The following is a 16,375-nucleotide window of genomic DNA, read 5'->3' as shown; positions in this document are numbered from 1 at the left end:
GATGCATACTTTGAACCAACCATACGAATGAGCGAAATAAGAGAAAAGAGGAATGGAAAATGATCAAAGAAGTTTGTGTAGAAAATTTCACACATGTACCAAAAGTGATTCGCAGAGGAGCAGACCGCATCGAATTGTGCGATAACTTAGCGGTTGGCGGAACGACTGTCAGTAAAGGTGTGCTCGAAAAAACAATTGAATTTTGCAGACAGGAAGATGTATCTGTCATGGCCATCATCCGACCGCGCGGAGGAGACTTTGTGTATACAGCAATAGAAAAAGAGATAATGCTAGCGGATATTCAGACCGCCATTGATACGGATGTTTCAGGAATCGTTATCGGTGCATTGACAAACGAAAGAGAACTAGACACGGCCTTTTTGTCTGTCGTTAAATCTATAACAGCTGAAGTCGGTCTGTCATTGACTTTCCATATGGCTTTTGATGATATTCCAAAAGAAAAACAAAAAGAGAGCATCGAATGGTTGTCTGCGAATGGCTTTGACCGTATCTTAACGCATGGCGGTCCTTTGACTCAGCCAATTGAACAGCAGTTGGAGACATTGAAAGAGCTGATCGAAATGGCAGGAGAAAACATCACGATCATGCCAGGCGGCGGCATTACAAAAGAAAACTTGCCTTTAATTGAAAGAGAACTGGATGTTCAAGAAGCGCATGGGACAAAGATCGTCTAGAGAAAGCGTTCTATATGCGCCCAACAAGTTTTTTTTACTGCAGCGTGCTAAAATGAGATCAGCAGGATGCAAAAAGAAGGGAGCAATACAAAAAAATGGATAAACAAACAAGACACGGTGCTGATGTGATCGTCGATAGCTTGACGAACTTAGGCGTTGAATATGCCTTTGGGATACCAGGCGCAAAAATCGATCGTGTGTTTGACACACTTGAAGACAAAGGCCCTAAACTCATCGTAACCAGACATGAACAAAATGCGGCATTTATGGCAGCCGGTATCGGACGTTTAACTGGTGAACCTGGCGTAGTATTGGCCACAAGCGGACCAGGTGCCAGTAATTTAGCGACAGGACTTGTCACTGCTACCGCTGAAGGAGATCCGGTTTTGGCGATTGCCGGACAAGTCAAACGTTCTGATTTAACAAAACTGACACACCAAAGTATGAAAAATGCTGCTTTATTCGAACCGATCACTAAGTTCAGTGCGGAAGTCGAAGAGCCAGAAAATCTTTCGGAAGTCATTGCCAATGCTTACCGAGCAGCCAAAAGTCCAAAGCAGGGTGCTAGTTTTATCAGTATCCCGCAAGATGTTACAGATGCAGAAGTAACTTTACCAGCTTTAGCACCGCTGTCCGCCCCTAAACTTGGACCGGCAAATGCTAAAGAAATCGAAAAACTGGCGCAAAAGATCAAAGACGCTCGCTTACCTGTTCTACTGCTGGGCATGCGTGCCTCATCACCAGAAGTGACGGCAGCTGTTCGCGAACTAGTTGCGCATGCTGATTTGCCAGTTGTTGAAACCTTCCAAGGCGCTGGCATCATCTCACGCGAATTAGAAGACAACTTCTTTGGCCGTGTTGGTTTGTTCCGCAACCAGCCAGGCGACATGTTGCTGAAACGCAGTGACTTAGTGATCGCAGTCGGCTATGACCCTATTGAGTATGAAGCACGCAACTGGAATGCAGAAAAAGATGCTAGGATCATTGTGATCGATGATACATTGGCAGAAATCGACACCTACTTCCAGCCGCAAACAGAGTTGACCGGCGACATGGCTGAAACTTTGATGGAACTGCTGCCGCATCTAGAAGATTATCAACTATCAAAAGGTGCTGAAGATTACTTGCAAACGATGCAAGACAAACTAAGACACCGAGACGTGCCGCCTGAAGCAGATCAACCGCACCATGTTCACCCGTTAGCCATCATTGAAGAATTGCAGCGGCAAGTAACAGATGAAATGACCGTGACTGTAGACGTCGGCAGTCATTACATTTGGATGGCTCGTCATTTTAGAAGCTACGAACCGCGTCATCTATTGTTTAGTAATGGTATGCAAACTTTAGGTGTAGCACTGCCGTGGGCGATCTCAGCTGCTCTTGTGCGACCGAATACCCAAATCGTTTCCGTATCCGGGGATGGCGGCTTTTTATTCTCAGGACAAGAATTAGAAACAGCCGTACGTTTGGGCTTGAGTATCGTTCACATTATTTGGAATGATGGAGCGTATAACATGGTTGAATTCCAAGAAGAGATGAAATATGAGCGTTCTGCTGGTGTTGACTTTGGAGCGGTTGATTTTGTCCAATACGCAGAAGCGTTTGGTGCGAAAGGCTTGCGCGTTGAAACAGCCGATCAACTGGCTTCCGTTTTGAAAGAAGCATTTGCTGCAGAAGGACCAGTAGTCGTCGATATCCCAGTTGATTACTCGGACAACCACGAATTGGGCAAAACGATTTTGCCGGATCAATTCTATTAAAAGAAAGGAAGATCGTATTGGCAGCAGGAAAATTGTATCAACATGGCACATTAGGCGGATTGATGGCAGGCTTATTCGAAGGCACGCTTTCGATTCATGAGCTTTTAAAAAAAGGTGATCAGGGCATCGGAACTGTTGATAGTTTAGACGGCGAACTGATCGTGTTAGACGGAGCGGCCTTTCAAGCAAAAGGTGATGGCACGATCACAGCATTGAAAGGGGAAGAGAAAGTCCCTTATGCGGCAGTGGCCTCATTCGAACCAGCGTTCCAACTGACCATCAAGGAAAAAACAGCCGCTGACGCTGTTAAACAGCAGATTCAAGAAAATATGAGCAGTACGAACGTTTTCCAAACAGTTAAAGTAACGGGAACATTTAGTTATGTCCGCGTACGAGCTGTTGAAAAACAGGAAAAACCGTACCCGCGCTTGGTAGAAGCAGCTAGAACGCAGCCTGAATTTGAAGCTGAAAAAATCAAAGGTACGATCATCGGTTTCTATACACCTGAATTATTCCAAGGTGTAGCAGCAGCTGGTTTCCATCTCCATTTTTTAAGTGATGATCAGCAATTCGGCGGCCATTTGCTCGACTTTACTTTGGATGAAGGGCAAGTTTCCTTACAAATGATCGAGACTGTTGAACAGCATTTCCCAGTGTCTAATGCAACTTTTATGGGAAATGATATCGACTATGCTAACTTACAAGAAGAAATCGATGAAGCAGAGAAGTAAGAATAAGAATTTAGCACTCTCTTGACTCGATTGCTAAAAAGCGGTAGAATAGAGTTGTAGCAAGGAAAACACCTTGTGCAAAGGAACAACAAAATAAAAATCAAAGAAAGAGGGAAGAACAATGAATAATTTGTTTCCATCAAGACGTGATTTTATGAATATGAACCGCAACTTTTTTGGTGACTCCTTTGACCAACTGTTTACAGATGCTGGTGATTTCAGTGTGGATATTAAAGAAAAAGACAAAGCCTATACGTTAGAAGCTGACTTGCCTGGATTGACAAAAGAAGACATTCAACTTGATTATAGAAACAATGTCCTATCGATCAGCGCTCACCAAGAAACAGGCAAAGATGAAAAAGACGAAGAAGGCAACTATATTCGCCGCGAACGCTCAACTCGTTCTTATAGCCGTCAATTCTTGCTTAGAGATATAGACGAAGAAAACATAACTGCTAAATTCGAAAACGGCGTACTGACCGTCGACCTGCCGAAAAAAGAAACCGAAGAACCAAAAACCAAACGAATCGATATTCAATAAAGCAACAAAGTTGTTAAATAAAGCTGAAGTATTAGACAGAGCGTCTAGATGAATTCATCTAAATGCTCTGTCTTTTGTTTAAGAAAAAACACTTAGGATGACTAAATTCCTAAGTGTTTTTATAATTTACTTGTCTTTAGCTTTAAAAAACTGCTTGTACGAATCCTTTATGTGTTTTAAAAATATCATCTAGACTCTTATCTTGCAGTTTTATATTTTTTAACACTTCTAGATTAAATGTAGTAAAATTAGCACTTAATTTTTGGTCCCCGCTCCATAGGGCACGTCCTTCCTTTTTAGAATTTGAAATAAAGTATTCTACGCCTTTATAAGTAAACTCGATTTCTCTTCCTTGTTCTAAATAAAAAATGAGCTGATCGAAGTCTAGCGGTGTACCCGCAGGAATGTCAGTAAAGTTATCTTCCATAATGTAACCTCCTTAATGTCCACTTCTTTTTCCGTTATTCCATGTATGTCTATGAGGAAATTTATACTTACCAGCATGTCTATAATCAATGTCTAAATCTGCATTCCCATTTTTGTCATAATACCTTCTTTGTTTAGTTCCTTTACTGTCTTTTAAATCTTTGGAGGATAATGGAGTTCCCTTGGTAGATAATGAAGTACCCTTAGAAGTAGATTGGTTTGAATGTTTTGCTGCTTTTGATCCATTTTTTTTAGCTGTTTCATATTTTTTTTCTGCAAAATATGCCTTCACTTTGTTGTAAACCCAAGTGCCACCTTTTATTGTTACTCCTGCTACGACAACAACTCCAGCCACCGTAACAACTACCTTTCCAATACCAGGAATCCACCAAGTTCCAGCTGCTAATCCAGCAAGGTCAGCAGGATTAGCAGCCATAAGTGAAATGCCATTAGAAGGCGCTGATTGGTTTAACTGGTATTCTGTTTCACTATAGGTGGCATTAATTAATAAGTCCTCAAACTCATCTTGAGAGTAAAATACACCTTGTACAAAAATACCATCTATGGTGACAACTACAGATTGATCATATTCTTCAATTGAAATTGAATCACCGACATCATCTACAATAAGCGCAGTTTCTTCAATTGAGAGTACATCTTCAACGTTGATTGCGCTATCATTTTCATCAACTAGATTATCAGCACTGACTACAGAATTTGTTGTGAATCCGAAAATACCAAATATTAATGTAAATATTGTTACTATGGAAATACGATATGTAAATTTTTTCATATAACACCTCTTTCTTTTTTATAGACATAACTTAGCATATATATCTATAAAAAAGAAAGTTATTTTTAATTTTTAATATTGTAAGATTTAATACAGTATACTTAGTTTATTTAAACGCAAATTGTAAAATTAACACCACTTTACAACTTTTTAAGTCATTGAAGACATAAAAATACAAACAACTCTAACTTTTTTGTATGATTGATTTGAGGGAAAAACCAACAAAAAAGGAGTTGTTTGTTATGAACTCATTATACCAAAAGAGCCACACAATAAATAGTTTGAAGTCCTATTTTTCACCTTATTTTATTGGAATGACCCGACCAACTGAACAGAAAGTTTTTCTTCTTTTCCTTGCTATTTTGTCCATGCAAGGCATTCAGTCGATTCGGTTTTTGTATCATTGGTTTTTACAAAAAGTCAGCTCTACCAAGCTAAACGCCTACTACTATCTTCTTTCTTATGGAGAAATCTCACTGGATGCTTTATGTCGAACGACCATTCAGATCGCTCTTTCCTGTGTTCCGGCAGAATTGACTGGATATCCTTACTTTTTACTGATCGATGACACGTTACAGCCTAAATTCGGCACTCATTTTGAAGAATACCAAGTGATGTTCGATCATGCTGCTCATAACGGAAACAACTACTTGAAAGGCCACTGCTTTGTTGGTTTAGTGCTTTGCGTTCCGGTACTGAATGAAGGTGAGCTGACTTATCTAAGTGTCCCGATCCGCTATCGTTTGCGCTCAAAAAAAGAAAACAAACTGGATATAGCTGCTGAAATGATCGTGCAATCTCTTCCGTCATTCCCTTCGGAAAAACAAGTCATTCTGCTTTGTGATAGCTGGTATCCAAAAGGCGCCGTAAGAAAAGCTGTGTCTGCTCATTCCCAATTAGAATTGATTGCGAATGTAAGAGTCGATACAAGTCTGTATGATTTACCACCCGAGCCAACCGGAAAAAGAGGAAGACCACCGAAAAAAGGTCAGCCATTGGCGATACAAGAGGACTTTCAATTGATCCGTCAGTTAGGGGATTATTATATCGGAATGAGAAAGGTCATGACTAATCTCTTTCCAGACCCTGTCTATGCAATGGTTTCTGCTGGTAATACAGACAATCCATCTACCTATCGTTTGTTCATCAGTACCCTTATGCCGGAGGACATCTTCTCGAATGCAGCTTTGGAAGAATCATGGGAAGAAGAGATCATCGAAAAAGCGGATGTCGATCAAGCCCTTCTGCCGTTTACTTTATACGGTTTTCGTTGGCAGATTGAAACGATCTTTTATGAACAAAAAACATTTTGGTCTTTTGGCGAATACCGAATCAGAAGCAAGGTAGGTATCGAACGGTATATCAACTTTATGGCAATTGTATATAGTTGTATGCAGCTGCTGCCATATCAACAGGATCAGTATGTCCATTTGAAGCAAAAAAGCACACAAGTAAAGAAACAACTGCTGGGTTCAGCGATCCAAGAAGAAGTATTTTTCTATACTTTCGTGTCTTCACTCGAAAGCAAGATTAATTCATGGGCTATCTTAAGAGCTTTTGACCAATGGTGTAATAAAAAACGATATCTTCAATAACTTGTAAAGTGGTGATGATTGTTTAGTTAGTTGATAAAAATAAAATATTTAAAGGAGAAACAACAATGCAAACAATATTTGTAAAAGATTATGATGAAATGTCACAGAAAGCTTATGAATTAGTAAGAGAAGTTATTGAAAAAAATGAGGATCCAGTGCTTTCTCTGAATACAGGAGGAACTCCAAGAGGATTATTTAAACACTTAGTAGAAGGAATAAACAATGGACTGGATATCCGTAAAGCTACTCTTTTTAACTTGGATGAGTATGTAGGACCTAAAGGTGCTGTTTATACCGTTCGAACTTACATGTACGAAAATCTTTTCAATTTGATTCAAGACGAACCAAAACATGCATATTTGATTGATAGTGCAGCTGACAATCTTGAGAAAGAAATCGAGAGATATAAAGATTTACTTTCAAAACATAAAAGAAACATTCAAATTTTAGGACTTGGAACAAATGGTCACATTGGAGCTAATGAACCAGGTACACCATTTGACTCGACGATGTTTCTAGCCAAACATGAAGAATCAACAATTCAAAGTACGATGAAAGAATATGGGATTATTAGAGAAGAAGCACCAACTGAAATGATCACACTAGGTTTTACTGAAATTTTAGATGCTGAAAAAGTGGTTCTTTTAGTTTCAGGTGAGCATAAGGCTGAAGCGGTAAAAGCCTTTTTAGAAGGTGAAATAACTACAGAATGTCCGGTTACAGCTTTGAGAAATCATGATAATGTTATTGTTATCATAGATGAAGCTGCTGCATCATTACTAGAAAAGTAAATGAATAATCAAAAAGCTAAAAAGACGCAATTATCTGCATCTTTTTAGCTTTTTTAACTTTCAAATTTATATAATTGCGGTTAATCCATATCGTCAAAAACAGCTAATTGTTCTGGGCTGCTTGTCTTACTCGGAGCTTCTTCCATTATATTCTTGGAAATAGCTGACTGATTCTTCCGCTCTTTTTTATGGAAATGAAAGACTTCTAGCAGCGGAACGATGGCAGCTGCGATGAAGCCGCCAGAAAAGCCATTGTTGTACAGGTTCATACCGGCATGAAGATAGCTGATGTTAGTAACCATTGCCATATGAAATCCGCCAGCGATGATTCCGGCTAAGGCACCGTAATGGCCGCTGATCGGTGCAAGAGTGGTTCCAAATAAAGCCGTGAGCAGCAAATTGGTGCTGCCTAAGTCTGCAGAAGTCAAGAGACCGACAAGGAGTACGCCGACTAAAATCGGGCTGACGTTTCTGATATGTTTACCAAAGGCGCCAAAGCCGGTAACAGTGAAGATGCCACCAATCACTGGTCCATTGAGTTCTCCTCCAACAAGCAAACAATAGCCGGTCGCAGTATTGCCGAGTAAGCCCATATTGATCAATGTCAGTCCTAATCCATATTTAGAAAGGTAATCTGGACCGCCAATGCCGTCTTCATCTAGAAAAGTAAGATAACCTTTAAACGAACGATGGTTGAAGAAGAAGCCAAGAACGAACATACTGGAAAATAGACTGAATAAGAAGATAGAAAAGAATACGTTGTTGCCGCTTGAGAGGATCTGAACGGTATGGACATCGCTTCCAAAGCTTCTGAAAAGCGCGATAAACGTCATACCGATGATCCCAGCTGTAAAGCCAATATTGTACAAACTAAATCCTTTATGAAAAGATTTAAAGTGACTAGCCATTGGAGGTAATAGTAGGCCAACCAATATTCCTGCTAAACAGCCGCCCAAAATTCCTAAAGGCAGAGGAAGCCCTATATTAAAGGTGATTTCACTGACGAGAGGACCTAAAGCTGAGCCAAATAAAGCAGCAAGCAAATAATCCTTGAATGGCGAGCGGGTCAATTTAGCATATAGCATAACTCCTGCAATGATGGGGATAGAATTGTATAGATTCTTGCCGAATAGAGAAAAGCCTGCAACAGTAATGATTGCTGCTAATAAAGGTCCTGAAAGTCGGACTTTATTGATCCGAATCAGCAGAAGACTCTTTAAAGTCATCAGAGATGCATTTACGAGAGCTGCGCCAACATTGGCTAAGGCGAAATAATCGGTCACTAGGTTTGCCGGTGACGATAAGATGGTCAAACTGCCTTTCCATATTTCTTGGGGTGTATTAAAAAGAAAAGCAAATCCAAATAATAGGCCGGCAAAAACCAATAGCAAGCAATAGATCGCACGATCGGATAGGTTTGAAACAGCAAAGTTTTGTTCATGGTTCAACGTCGTTCTCAAATGTTTTCCTCCTTTAGGCGTTGCATGGACAAATAGGGGCAATAAGCTTGTCTTATGTGAGTTTCATGTTATAAAAGCAGGCACTTGCTTTGTTTTTTATAGAATAGCATGATTCTTTTTTCATCGCAATAAAAAAACGCTGCCAAAAGGAATTTTTTTGAATCGGCACACCAAAAAAGGCAACAGAATAATGAAATTCGGCCAACCGATAAAAAAGTTATTTTTTTAAATAGGAGACTTCTCCTTTAGACTAAGGGCAAAGATTAAAAAAAGGGAGAATGGATTATAGATCAGTTTATGAAGCGAGCGGTCGAGTTGGCAAATGAAAACACAGCAGCTGAGGGAGAACCATTTTGTGCTGTTTTAGTGAAAGAAGGAGAAATTGTAGCAGAAGGAATCAATGAACTGCATAAAGTTTGTGATGTCAGTGTTCATGCTGAAATGCAGGCGATTCGTAAAAGACAGCTGGAAACCCAAACAGTAGATCTATCAGATTGTATCATGTATGCAAGCGGAGAACCGTGTCCGATGTGTTTAGGGGCAATGTATCTATCCGGAATAAAAAAGGGATATTATTGTCTATCAATTGAGGATGCAGCTGCAGAGGAGAATGTTGAAAAGTATGCGTATCCTGTCTTGCCTATGGTATAGTAGATGAAGAAAAACCGCAGAACAGAACAGGAGTAAGCATATGGTAACCATCAAAGATATTGCACAACGGGCTGGAGTAGCGAAAAGCACAGTTTCTCGCTATTTGAATGGCGGATCAGTTAGTCAAAAAACACGTGCAAAACTAGATGAAATCGTAAAAGAAACAGGCTATACACCGAACACATTTGCTCAGAGCTTGAAAGCAAAACACACCAAGATGATCGGCATGATTATTCCTCGGTTAGATTCTTACTCAGCGAATGAAGTGTTGGCGAGTATTGATGCTTCTTTAAGAGATCAGCAATATCAGCTGCTGATCACGAATGCAAATCAAAGTATTGAACGAGAAATCGAAAATATTTATACTCTAGCCAAGCAGAAAGTAGCGGGTATTATACTGATGGCAACGATCATTACGGAAGCGCATCGTAAAGCAATTGCTGAAGTAGATATCCCTGTCTTGTTGTTAGGACAAGTAGGTGAAGGGCTGCATACTATTTCACATCAAGAATATGAAGCTGGTTTTACAATGGGCAGCTATGCTAAAAACTTGGGGCACAAGAAGTATCTGTATTTATCTGTCTTTAAGGAAGATGTCGCTGTTGGACAATTGCGGGCTCAAGGGGTATTGGATGCATTAAAAGAGGGAGCAGATCGAACAGTTGAAGTGATTGAAACGAGTTTTTCTTTTCAAGAAGCTTATGAACAGGCATTGGTGATTTTGCCTTCAACGCAAGCTACCTTTATTATTTGCGCAACGGATAATATTGCAATGGCTGTTTTAAAAGCGGCTCATACCCTCGATATGTCTATTCCGCAGCAATTTTCTTTGGCAGGTTTTGGCGGATATGCGACTACATCCATTGTGACGCCTTCTATCACGACGGTTAAATATCCCTATAAAGAACTAGGTAAGGTAGCCGTTGAACAGATATTGGAATTGGTGAGCGGAAAACCAATGAAAGAACACATCGCATTACCAAATCGGCTAGAAATCAGAGAGTCAACTGTTCCATTTTAAAAAAAGGGAAAAACAGTTGACTTCTCAAAATGAAAGCGGTATTCTATACATAAATAGAACCGGTTCCAATAAAGAGGAGGAGTAAAAATGGCAACAAATAAAGAAATTGCAAAAGAAGTTGTAAGCGCTGTTGGCGGGGAAGAGAATATACAGTCAGTAACACACTGTGCAACTCGTTTAAGAGTGATGGTCAAAGATCGCGAAAAAATCGATGAAGAAAAAGTAGAAGACATAGAAAAAGTAAAGGGTGCTTTCTTTAATTCTGGACAATATCAAATTATTTTTGGAACCGGTACCGTCAATAAAATTTATGAAGAAGTAACGGGACTAGGGATTGCTGAACAAACGACTCAAGAAACAAAAGAAGCGAAAGTAGCAGATAAAAATGCTTTCCAAAAAGCGATTCGAACATTTGGCGATGTGTTTGTTCCAATTATTCCTGTTTTGGTTGCCACTGGATTGTTTATGGGACTGCGTGGGTTGCTGACACAAGAGCAAGTCTTAGCTGTCTTTGGACTGACGCCGGAAAGTATCAGTGCCAATTTCTTAATGTACACACAAGTTTTGACAGACACGGCATTTGCTTTCTTGCCAGCATTGGTTGCGTGGTCTGCGTTTAGAGTCTTTGGCGGTTCGCCTGTTATCGGGATCGTTCTGGGATTGATGCTCGTTAATCCTGCTTTGCCAAATGCTTATGAAGTGGCAGCTGGAACCGTTGAACCAATCACGATGTTCGGTTTTATTCCGGTTGTGGGTTATCAAGGAACGGTTTTACCTGCCTTTATAGCTGGTTTTGTTGGCGCTAAATTAGAAAGAGCGATTCGTAAGCGAGTGCCAGAATACTTAGACTTACTGCTGACGCCATTTTTAACACTTCTGCTGATGAGCATCTTGTCCTTATTCATTATTGGCCCAGTGTTCCACTCGCTTGAAGAAGTCATCTTACATGCTACGATCTGGGTCTTGCAATTGCCATTTGGTCTTGCTGGTTTGATTATCGGCGGATTGAATCAATTGATCGTTGTCACTGGGGTACACCATATCTTTAACTTCTTAGAAGTACAACTACTTTCCAATACTGGAGTCAATCCCTATAATGCGATCATCACAAACAGTGTTGCTGCTCAAGGCGGAGCTACATTGGCTGTAGCAATGAAAACCAAGTCGAAAAAGTTAAAAGCTTTGGCTTTCCCTTCTGCATTATCTGCGTTCCTTGGAATCACAGAGCCAGCTATCTTTGGGGTCAACTTACGCTATGTTAAACCTTTTGCATTTGGCTTGGTTGGTGGAGCTGTTGGCGGGATGCTGGCTGAACTATTACAATTAGAAGGTACAGGGATGTCCGTCACGGTTATTCCAGGTGCGCTGCTGTACTTGAATAGTCAATTGCCATGGTATATTTTAGTGAACGTGGTAGCAATAGGGGTTGCATTTGCATTAACGTACTTCTTAGGTTTTACAGATAAAGAAGCAAAAAATATAGATGCCGCTTAGCATGTAGTTGAAAGGAAGAAATCAATTGAAACAATCAGCAAAGCAAGATGAATACGATTTGGCTTATCATATCCGTCCGCCAAAAGGTCTTTTAAACGATCCAAATGGGTTGATCCAATACAAAGGAGTATACCATGTCTTTTATCAATGGAACCAACAGGATACGACTCATCAAACGAAAAGTTGGGGACATGTATCTTCTAAAGATTTGATCCATTGGGAGACGCACCCGCCTGCTTTAGAGCCGGTAGATTGGTTTGACCGAAATGGCTGTTACTCAGGCAGTGCAGTCGAAGCAGACGGTAAATTGTATTTATTCTATACGGGTAATGTTCGGGGTGAAGATGGCAGTCGAACGAGTTACCAATGCATGGCTGTTTCGGAGGATGGGGTACATTTTGAGAAAAAAGGCCCCTTGTTCGAACAGCCGCCTGGGTACACAGGTCATGTGCGGGATCCAAAAGTCTGGCAAGATGCTGAAGGGATCTGGTGGATGATTCTAGGAGCGCAACGAGAAGATCTGTCAGGAGATTGTATTGTTTATCATTCTCAAAATTTAATAGATTGGGATTACGATGGCCCTTTGATTGTTGAACGTCCTAAACTCGGCTATATGTGGGAATGTCCAGATTTATGCTTATTTGCTGAAAAAGATATTTTTGTCTTTTCGCCTCAAGGAATGGATGTTTTAGGCGATGAGTTTCAAAACTTTTATCAAACTGGTTATATTACAGGTCAGTTCAAGGCAAATGGGAAATTTGAATGGGATAAAGAAAGTGTCTTTAAAGAACTTGATCGTGGTTTTGAGTTTTATGCACCTCAAACATTTATCGATGATACAGGCAGACGCATCTTATTGGGATGGCTAGGAGTGATGGATCCTGCAGTAGAAGCAGCTGTTCCGACACGCAAGGACGGTTGGCTGCATGCTTTAACTTTTCCAAGAGAGATCATAATGGAAGAGGGACGCTTGAAACAACGGCCTGTTAAAGAGATCGCGCAAATGAGAAAGCCTGTCTCGATTGCATCTCAGTCCAGCACAACGCAAACGATTGTTTTACCTTCTTTGCAAAGTGAGTTGCAAATCCAGTGGAAAGAAGCTGCAGAGGAAATGAAGTTAGAGATCCGTAAAGCTGTTCAAATCGCCTATTCATCTGCTGACCAACGTTTGATCGTCAGTCGAACCAATTGGCTGTCAAAGGAAATCGAAGAGCGAGCTGTTCATTTGCAAAATGGTCTTCACTCTTTACAGTTGTTGATCGAAAGTTCTTTGCTTGAACTGTTCATCAACGATGGAGAAGAAGTCTTTTCCTTACGCTATTTCGTTGAGGATGAAAACGAAAAAAATATTAAATGGGCAGAAACAGCTATCGACAGCCGAGAGACTACATTGTATCAATTGGATTTGTAAAAAAGAACCAGCACGAGAGGCGGAGACAAAATGTCTTGCTGCTTGTGCTGGTTTTTGAATGAGAGCAGTAAGTGAACTCTTATTTTTATAAGGAATTTTGAAACTGCATGAACTGCTGAATTTTATCTAGTTCGCGATTTTTCTTTAAGTAAATGACATGAAAAGGGTGAGAAAGAGCAAAATCTTTGATCGGAATTTCTTTTAGTGTTCCTTGGGCGATTTCTTCTTTAACGGAGGGATAGTATAAGAAAGAGATTCCTTGATTTTTCTTAATGAGTTGTTTGATGACCCCGATGTTGCCAATAATAGTAGATTGAGAAAAGCTGCTGAGGCTCACGCTTTTTGAGCGTAGGCCGTTTTCAATGATCATTCTCGAACCGGATCCTTGTTCACGAACAAAAAGACGAGTGGTAAATAAATCTTGAAGGGATGGTTCAGTCTTCCATAAAGGACTATCTGGTGAACAAACAGCAACGATTTTTTCTTCTGAGAACTTGTAGAAGCCGAATTTGCTTTGGTTAAAATCTCCTTCGATCAACGCAAAGTCTAAGTTTCCCAATTCCACGCCTTCTATTAGAGATTTCGTATTCCCGACTATCATGTTCACATGATTATCAGGATAATGTTCTAAATACGCACTGATGATCGTCGGCATGATATATTCTCCTATGGAAAGAGTAGCACCAAAAGTTAGCGAAATCGTGTGTTTGGTTTGATATAAGTGACGTTGGATCTGTTGAATGTCTTGACTTAGTAAAATCAGCTGTCCTTGTAAGTATTTTCCTTCTTCTGTCAACAGCAGCTGTTTTCCTTGAAAATAGAATAAGGCGACACCCAGTTCTTCTTGTAGAAGCCGAATTTGCTGAGTGACAGCCGGTTGAGTCAAATTTAATTTTTTAGCTGTTCGAGTATAATTGCGTTCCACTGCTAACGTTAAAAAAGTTTCATAGCGATAATCCAGCATTTTCCCACTCCTATTAATTGTATTTATAGTACAATAATAAACTATTATTTTATTTTATGCTAATTTTTATGTACACTATGAAAAGAAAATATGAAAACGTAGGAGACAAGAAAAAATGGAAAAAATCAAACAAGAATTGAATGGAATTGGGCCCGGACTCACGATCAGTATCGTTATTTCGCTTGTTGCTCAACTACTCGCTCAAGTTTTGCCGTCGCTCGGGTCTGCGTTGATCGCTATCTTTTTAGGTATTATTTTGGGAAACACCATCTTTACAGGTCAACAGCTAGATAGTGGGACAAAATTTTCTGAAAAACGCTTATTGGAGTATTCAATTGTCTTGAACGGATTGATCTTAGATTTTCAAATGATCCAGTCTGCGGGTGTGAAAGGCTTCTTCTTTATCGCTCTCAATATGTGTTTAACGATTTTCTTTGTTTACCAGTTGGGCAGATGGTTTGGTTTCAACAAAAAGTTTGCTTTATTGATGGGAGCCGGTAATGCCGTTTGCGGTTCTTCTGCGATCGGAACCGTATCGCCTATTGTGGAAGCTGATGATAAAGACAAAGGGATCTCGATCACGATCGTTAATGTGACGGGGACGTTTCTGATGATCGTATTGCCGCTTGTTACGGCTTTGCTTTATCAAAACGCAGCTTTGCCTACAGGTGCTTTAATCGGTGGATCTGTTCAATCGATTGGACAAGTCATTGCCTCTGCTAAAATGGTCAGTGATGATGCCGTTTCGATGGCGACCGTTTTTAAACTGATGCGTGTGCTGCTGATCATGGGGGTTGCTTTGGTTTATAGTCGAATGAATGTAGAAGAAGATGGACGTTTGTTTACAAAGAAAAATGCTCAAGAGACAACAAAAGAGAAGAAAGTTTCAGTAGGTATTCCTTGGTTTATTATTGGATTCTTTATCCTATTTATCGTTAGAAGTTTAAACTTCCTTCCAGCATATGTTTTGGAAGCCTCAAAATGGATCAGTACGCAATTCGAAGTGATCGCATTAGGAGCAATCGGTATGCGCGTGAAATTTGCAGACATCATAAAAGAAGGACAGAAATCATTGACCTATGGCTTGATCGTCGGTACACTTCAAATTTTGCTTGGCGTTTTACTGATCCATGCTTTCTTTGGATAAACACCGATCGTGAAAGAAACAGCGAACAGCATTGACTAAATAGTTTGAAACAGCAAGAAACATACCAAGTTTCCTGCTGTTTTTTGCGTGTAAGAAACTATGTGAGGATCTCGCTGAGAATGTATTGCACAAGTGTCGGCTTAGGATTAAGTTTGGAATCTGCAAATTCGTAGTCATGTCTGTTCCTTTGTATATTGTTCAGCTCAACCTTAGCTTGGATCTGATGAAAACAAAAGAAACAAAGAGTGTCAAAGATTCGTTGTGTATGATTAAAAAAAATTTTGCTAAGCCGCTCAAATCCATTATTGTTTACAACTTTTCCATAAGGTTCATGTCTGTGAACAAGTTAAAGTAAAAAAGAAAAAACTTGTCAGTAGAGCCTATGCCTATGATCAAGTTGACCCATCAAGCGTATGGTAAGAAATGGTAGAAAATGATCTGTAGACAAACAGCAACACGATTACCGTTCTGTCAGTCACTACAAATCTTTCATTTAAGATTTACTTTAATAAAAGTGCTATATCAACAAAGAAAAGGAATGATTGATCTCTCGTACAAAAAAAGCAGCTCATCTTGTAGTGACCCCCAAATATTAGACTTTTTTGAAGTGGAGAAATCCACTTCTTTTTTTCTACTTTTATCCGCAAGGAACTTCTAACCCTAAGCGGCGTTCTGAATTTCTTTACGATAGTCGATTGGACTCATCCAATCGAGTTTCCGTTTGATTCTTCTGTGATTGTAATAGTCGATAAATGTGACGATTGTTCTCTCTAGTTCTTCGTAGCTATGAAAAACTTGTCCATGATATACTTCTTGTTTCAAAAGACTAAAGAAATTTTCCATTGGTGAATTGTCCAAACAATTTCCTTTACGAGAGAAACTTTGGAAAATGCTG

Annotated in this window: 15 protein-coding genes and 1 pseudogene; 11 read left to right on the top strand and 5 right to left on the bottom strand. The window is 39.9% G+C overall.

Annotation, left to right across the window (positions count from 1 at the left end):
- The first annotated feature begins 59 nt into the window (after window positions 1-59).
- The 4 genes from BM057_RS04260 to BM057_RS04245 all read left to right on the top strand — a co-directional run bounded on the left by BM057_RS04260 (window position 60) and on the right by BM057_RS04245 (window position 3,727).
- On the top strand, window positions 60-695 hold the full coding sequence (locus tag BM057_RS04260) for a copper homeostasis protein CutC (protein ID WP_092091717.1): 636 nt from the start codon (window positions 60-62) through the stop codon (window positions 693-695).
- A 95-nt stretch (window positions 696-790) separates the two neighbouring features.
- Window positions 791-2,455, top strand: a complete 1,665-nt coding sequence (gene alsS / locus BM057_RS04255) for an acetolactate synthase AlsS (protein ID WP_092091715.1) — start codon at window positions 791-793, stop codon at window positions 2,453-2,455.
- A 17-nt stretch (window positions 2,456-2,472) separates the two neighbouring features.
- Window positions 2,473-3,186 carry an acetolactate decarboxylase gene (budA, locus tag BM057_RS04250; RefSeq protein ID WP_092091713.1) on the top strand — a complete coding sequence of 238 codons (714 nt, stop codon included), beginning with the start codon at window positions 2,473-2,475 and terminating at the stop codon, window positions 3,184-3,186.
- 121 nt (window positions 3,187-3,307) lie between these two features.
- On the top strand, window positions 3,308-3,727 hold the full coding sequence (locus BM057_RS04245) for an Hsp20/alpha crystallin family protein (protein ID WP_047390213.1): 420 nt from the start codon (window positions 3,308-3,310) through the stop codon (window positions 3,725-3,727).
- A 142-nt stretch (window positions 3,728-3,869) separates the two neighbouring features.
- Here BM057_RS04245 and BM057_RS04240 read toward each other — a convergent pair whose 3' ends face one another.
- Together BM057_RS04240 and BM057_RS04235 are read right to left on the bottom strand one after the other, a co-directional pair.
- A complete protein-coding gene (locus BM057_RS04240; protein WP_047390212.1) occupies window positions 3,870-4,154 on the bottom strand; it encodes a hypothetical protein in 285 nt (94 codons plus the stop codon).
- Window positions 4,155-4,166: 12 nt separating this feature from the next.
- On the bottom strand, window positions 4,167-4,946 hold the full coding sequence (locus tag BM057_RS04235; protein WP_092091711.1) for a hypothetical protein: 780 nt from the start codon (window positions 4,944-4,946) through the stop codon (window positions 4,167-4,169).
- 242 nt (window positions 4,947-5,188) lie between these two features.
- Between BM057_RS04235 and BM057_RS04230 the strand changes: the two genes are divergently transcribed.
- Window positions 5,189-6,541, top strand: a complete 1,353-nt coding sequence (locus tag BM057_RS04230) for an IS701 family transposase (RefSeq protein ID WP_177186173.1) — start codon at window positions 5,189-5,191, stop codon at window positions 6,539-6,541.
- A 65-nt stretch (window positions 6,542-6,606) separates the two neighbouring features.
- On the top strand, window positions 6,607-7,332 hold the full coding sequence (locus BM057_RS04225) for a glucosamine-6-phosphate deaminase (RefSeq protein WP_092091707.1): 726 nt from the start codon (window positions 6,607-6,609) through the stop codon (window positions 7,330-7,332).
- Between the two features lie 80 nt (window positions 7,333-7,412).
- Here BM057_RS04225 and BM057_RS04220 read toward each other — a convergent pair whose 3' ends face one another.
- The gene (locus tag BM057_RS04220) at window positions 7,413-8,792 is read right to left on the bottom strand and encodes a DUF1576 domain-containing protein (RefSeq protein WP_177186172.1); all 1,380 of its coding nucleotides are present in this window, start codon (window positions 8,790-8,792) and stop codon (window positions 7,413-7,415) included.
- A 297-nt stretch (window positions 8,793-9,089) separates the two neighbouring features.
- On the opposite strand from BM057_RS04220, the gene BM057_RS04215 reads away from it, so the two are divergent.
- The 4 genes and pseudogenes from BM057_RS04215 (at window position 9,090) to BM057_RS04200 (ending at window position 13,369) form a co-directional block, all read left to right on the top strand.
- Window positions 9,090-9,443 carry a nucleoside deaminase gene (locus BM057_RS04215; protein ID WP_218147445.1) on the top strand — a complete coding sequence of 118 codons (354 nt, stop codon included), beginning with the start codon at window positions 9,090-9,092 and terminating at the stop codon, window positions 9,441-9,443.
- 40 nt (window positions 9,444-9,483) lie between these two features.
- The gene (locus BM057_RS04210; RefSeq protein WP_047390209.1) at window positions 9,484-10,464 is read left to right on the top strand and encodes a LacI family DNA-binding transcriptional regulator; all 981 of its coding nucleotides are present in this window, start codon (window positions 9,484-9,486) and stop codon (window positions 10,462-10,464) included.
- A gap of 87 nt (window positions 10,465-10,551) precedes the next feature.
- Window positions 10,552-11,952: pseudogene (locus BM057_RS04205) on the top strand (sucrose-specific PTS transporter subunit IIBC); the annotation flags it as partial.
- Between the two features lie 31 nt (window positions 11,953-11,983).
- A complete protein-coding gene (locus BM057_RS04200) occupies window positions 11,984-13,369 on the top strand; it encodes a glycoside hydrolase family 32 protein (RefSeq protein ID WP_177186171.1) in 1,386 nt (461 codons plus the stop codon).
- 85 nt (window positions 13,370-13,454) lie between these two features.
- Here BM057_RS04200 and BM057_RS04195 read toward each other — a convergent pair whose 3' ends face one another.
- A complete protein-coding gene (locus tag BM057_RS04195; protein ID WP_092091699.1) occupies window positions 13,455-14,333 on the bottom strand; it encodes a LysR family transcriptional regulator in 879 nt (292 codons plus the stop codon).
- A 115-nt stretch (window positions 14,334-14,448) separates the two neighbouring features.
- Here BM057_RS04195 and BM057_RS04190 point away from each other — a divergent pair, with 115 nt between their 5' ends.
- Window positions 14,449-15,480 (top strand): YeiH family protein, encoded by a 1,032-nt coding sequence (locus BM057_RS04190; RefSeq protein ID WP_092091697.1) that lies wholly within the window; start codon window positions 14,449-14,451, stop codon window positions 15,478-15,480.
- 660 nt (window positions 15,481-16,140) lie between these two features.
- Here BM057_RS04190 and BM057_RS04185 read toward each other — a convergent pair.
- A partial coding sequence (locus tag BM057_RS04185; RefSeq protein ID WP_143074470.1) for an IS3 family transposase occupies window positions 16,141-16,375 on the bottom strand: 235 nt, incomplete at its 5' end.

Origin of the sequence: Pisciglobus halotolerans, assembly GCF_900113675.1 — a bacterium.
GTDB classification, from domain to species: Bacteria; Bacillota; Bacilli; order Lactobacillales; family Carnobacteriaceae; genus Pisciglobus; species Pisciglobus halotolerans.
This window is presented reverse-complemented; position numbering and strand designations above follow the sequence as displayed.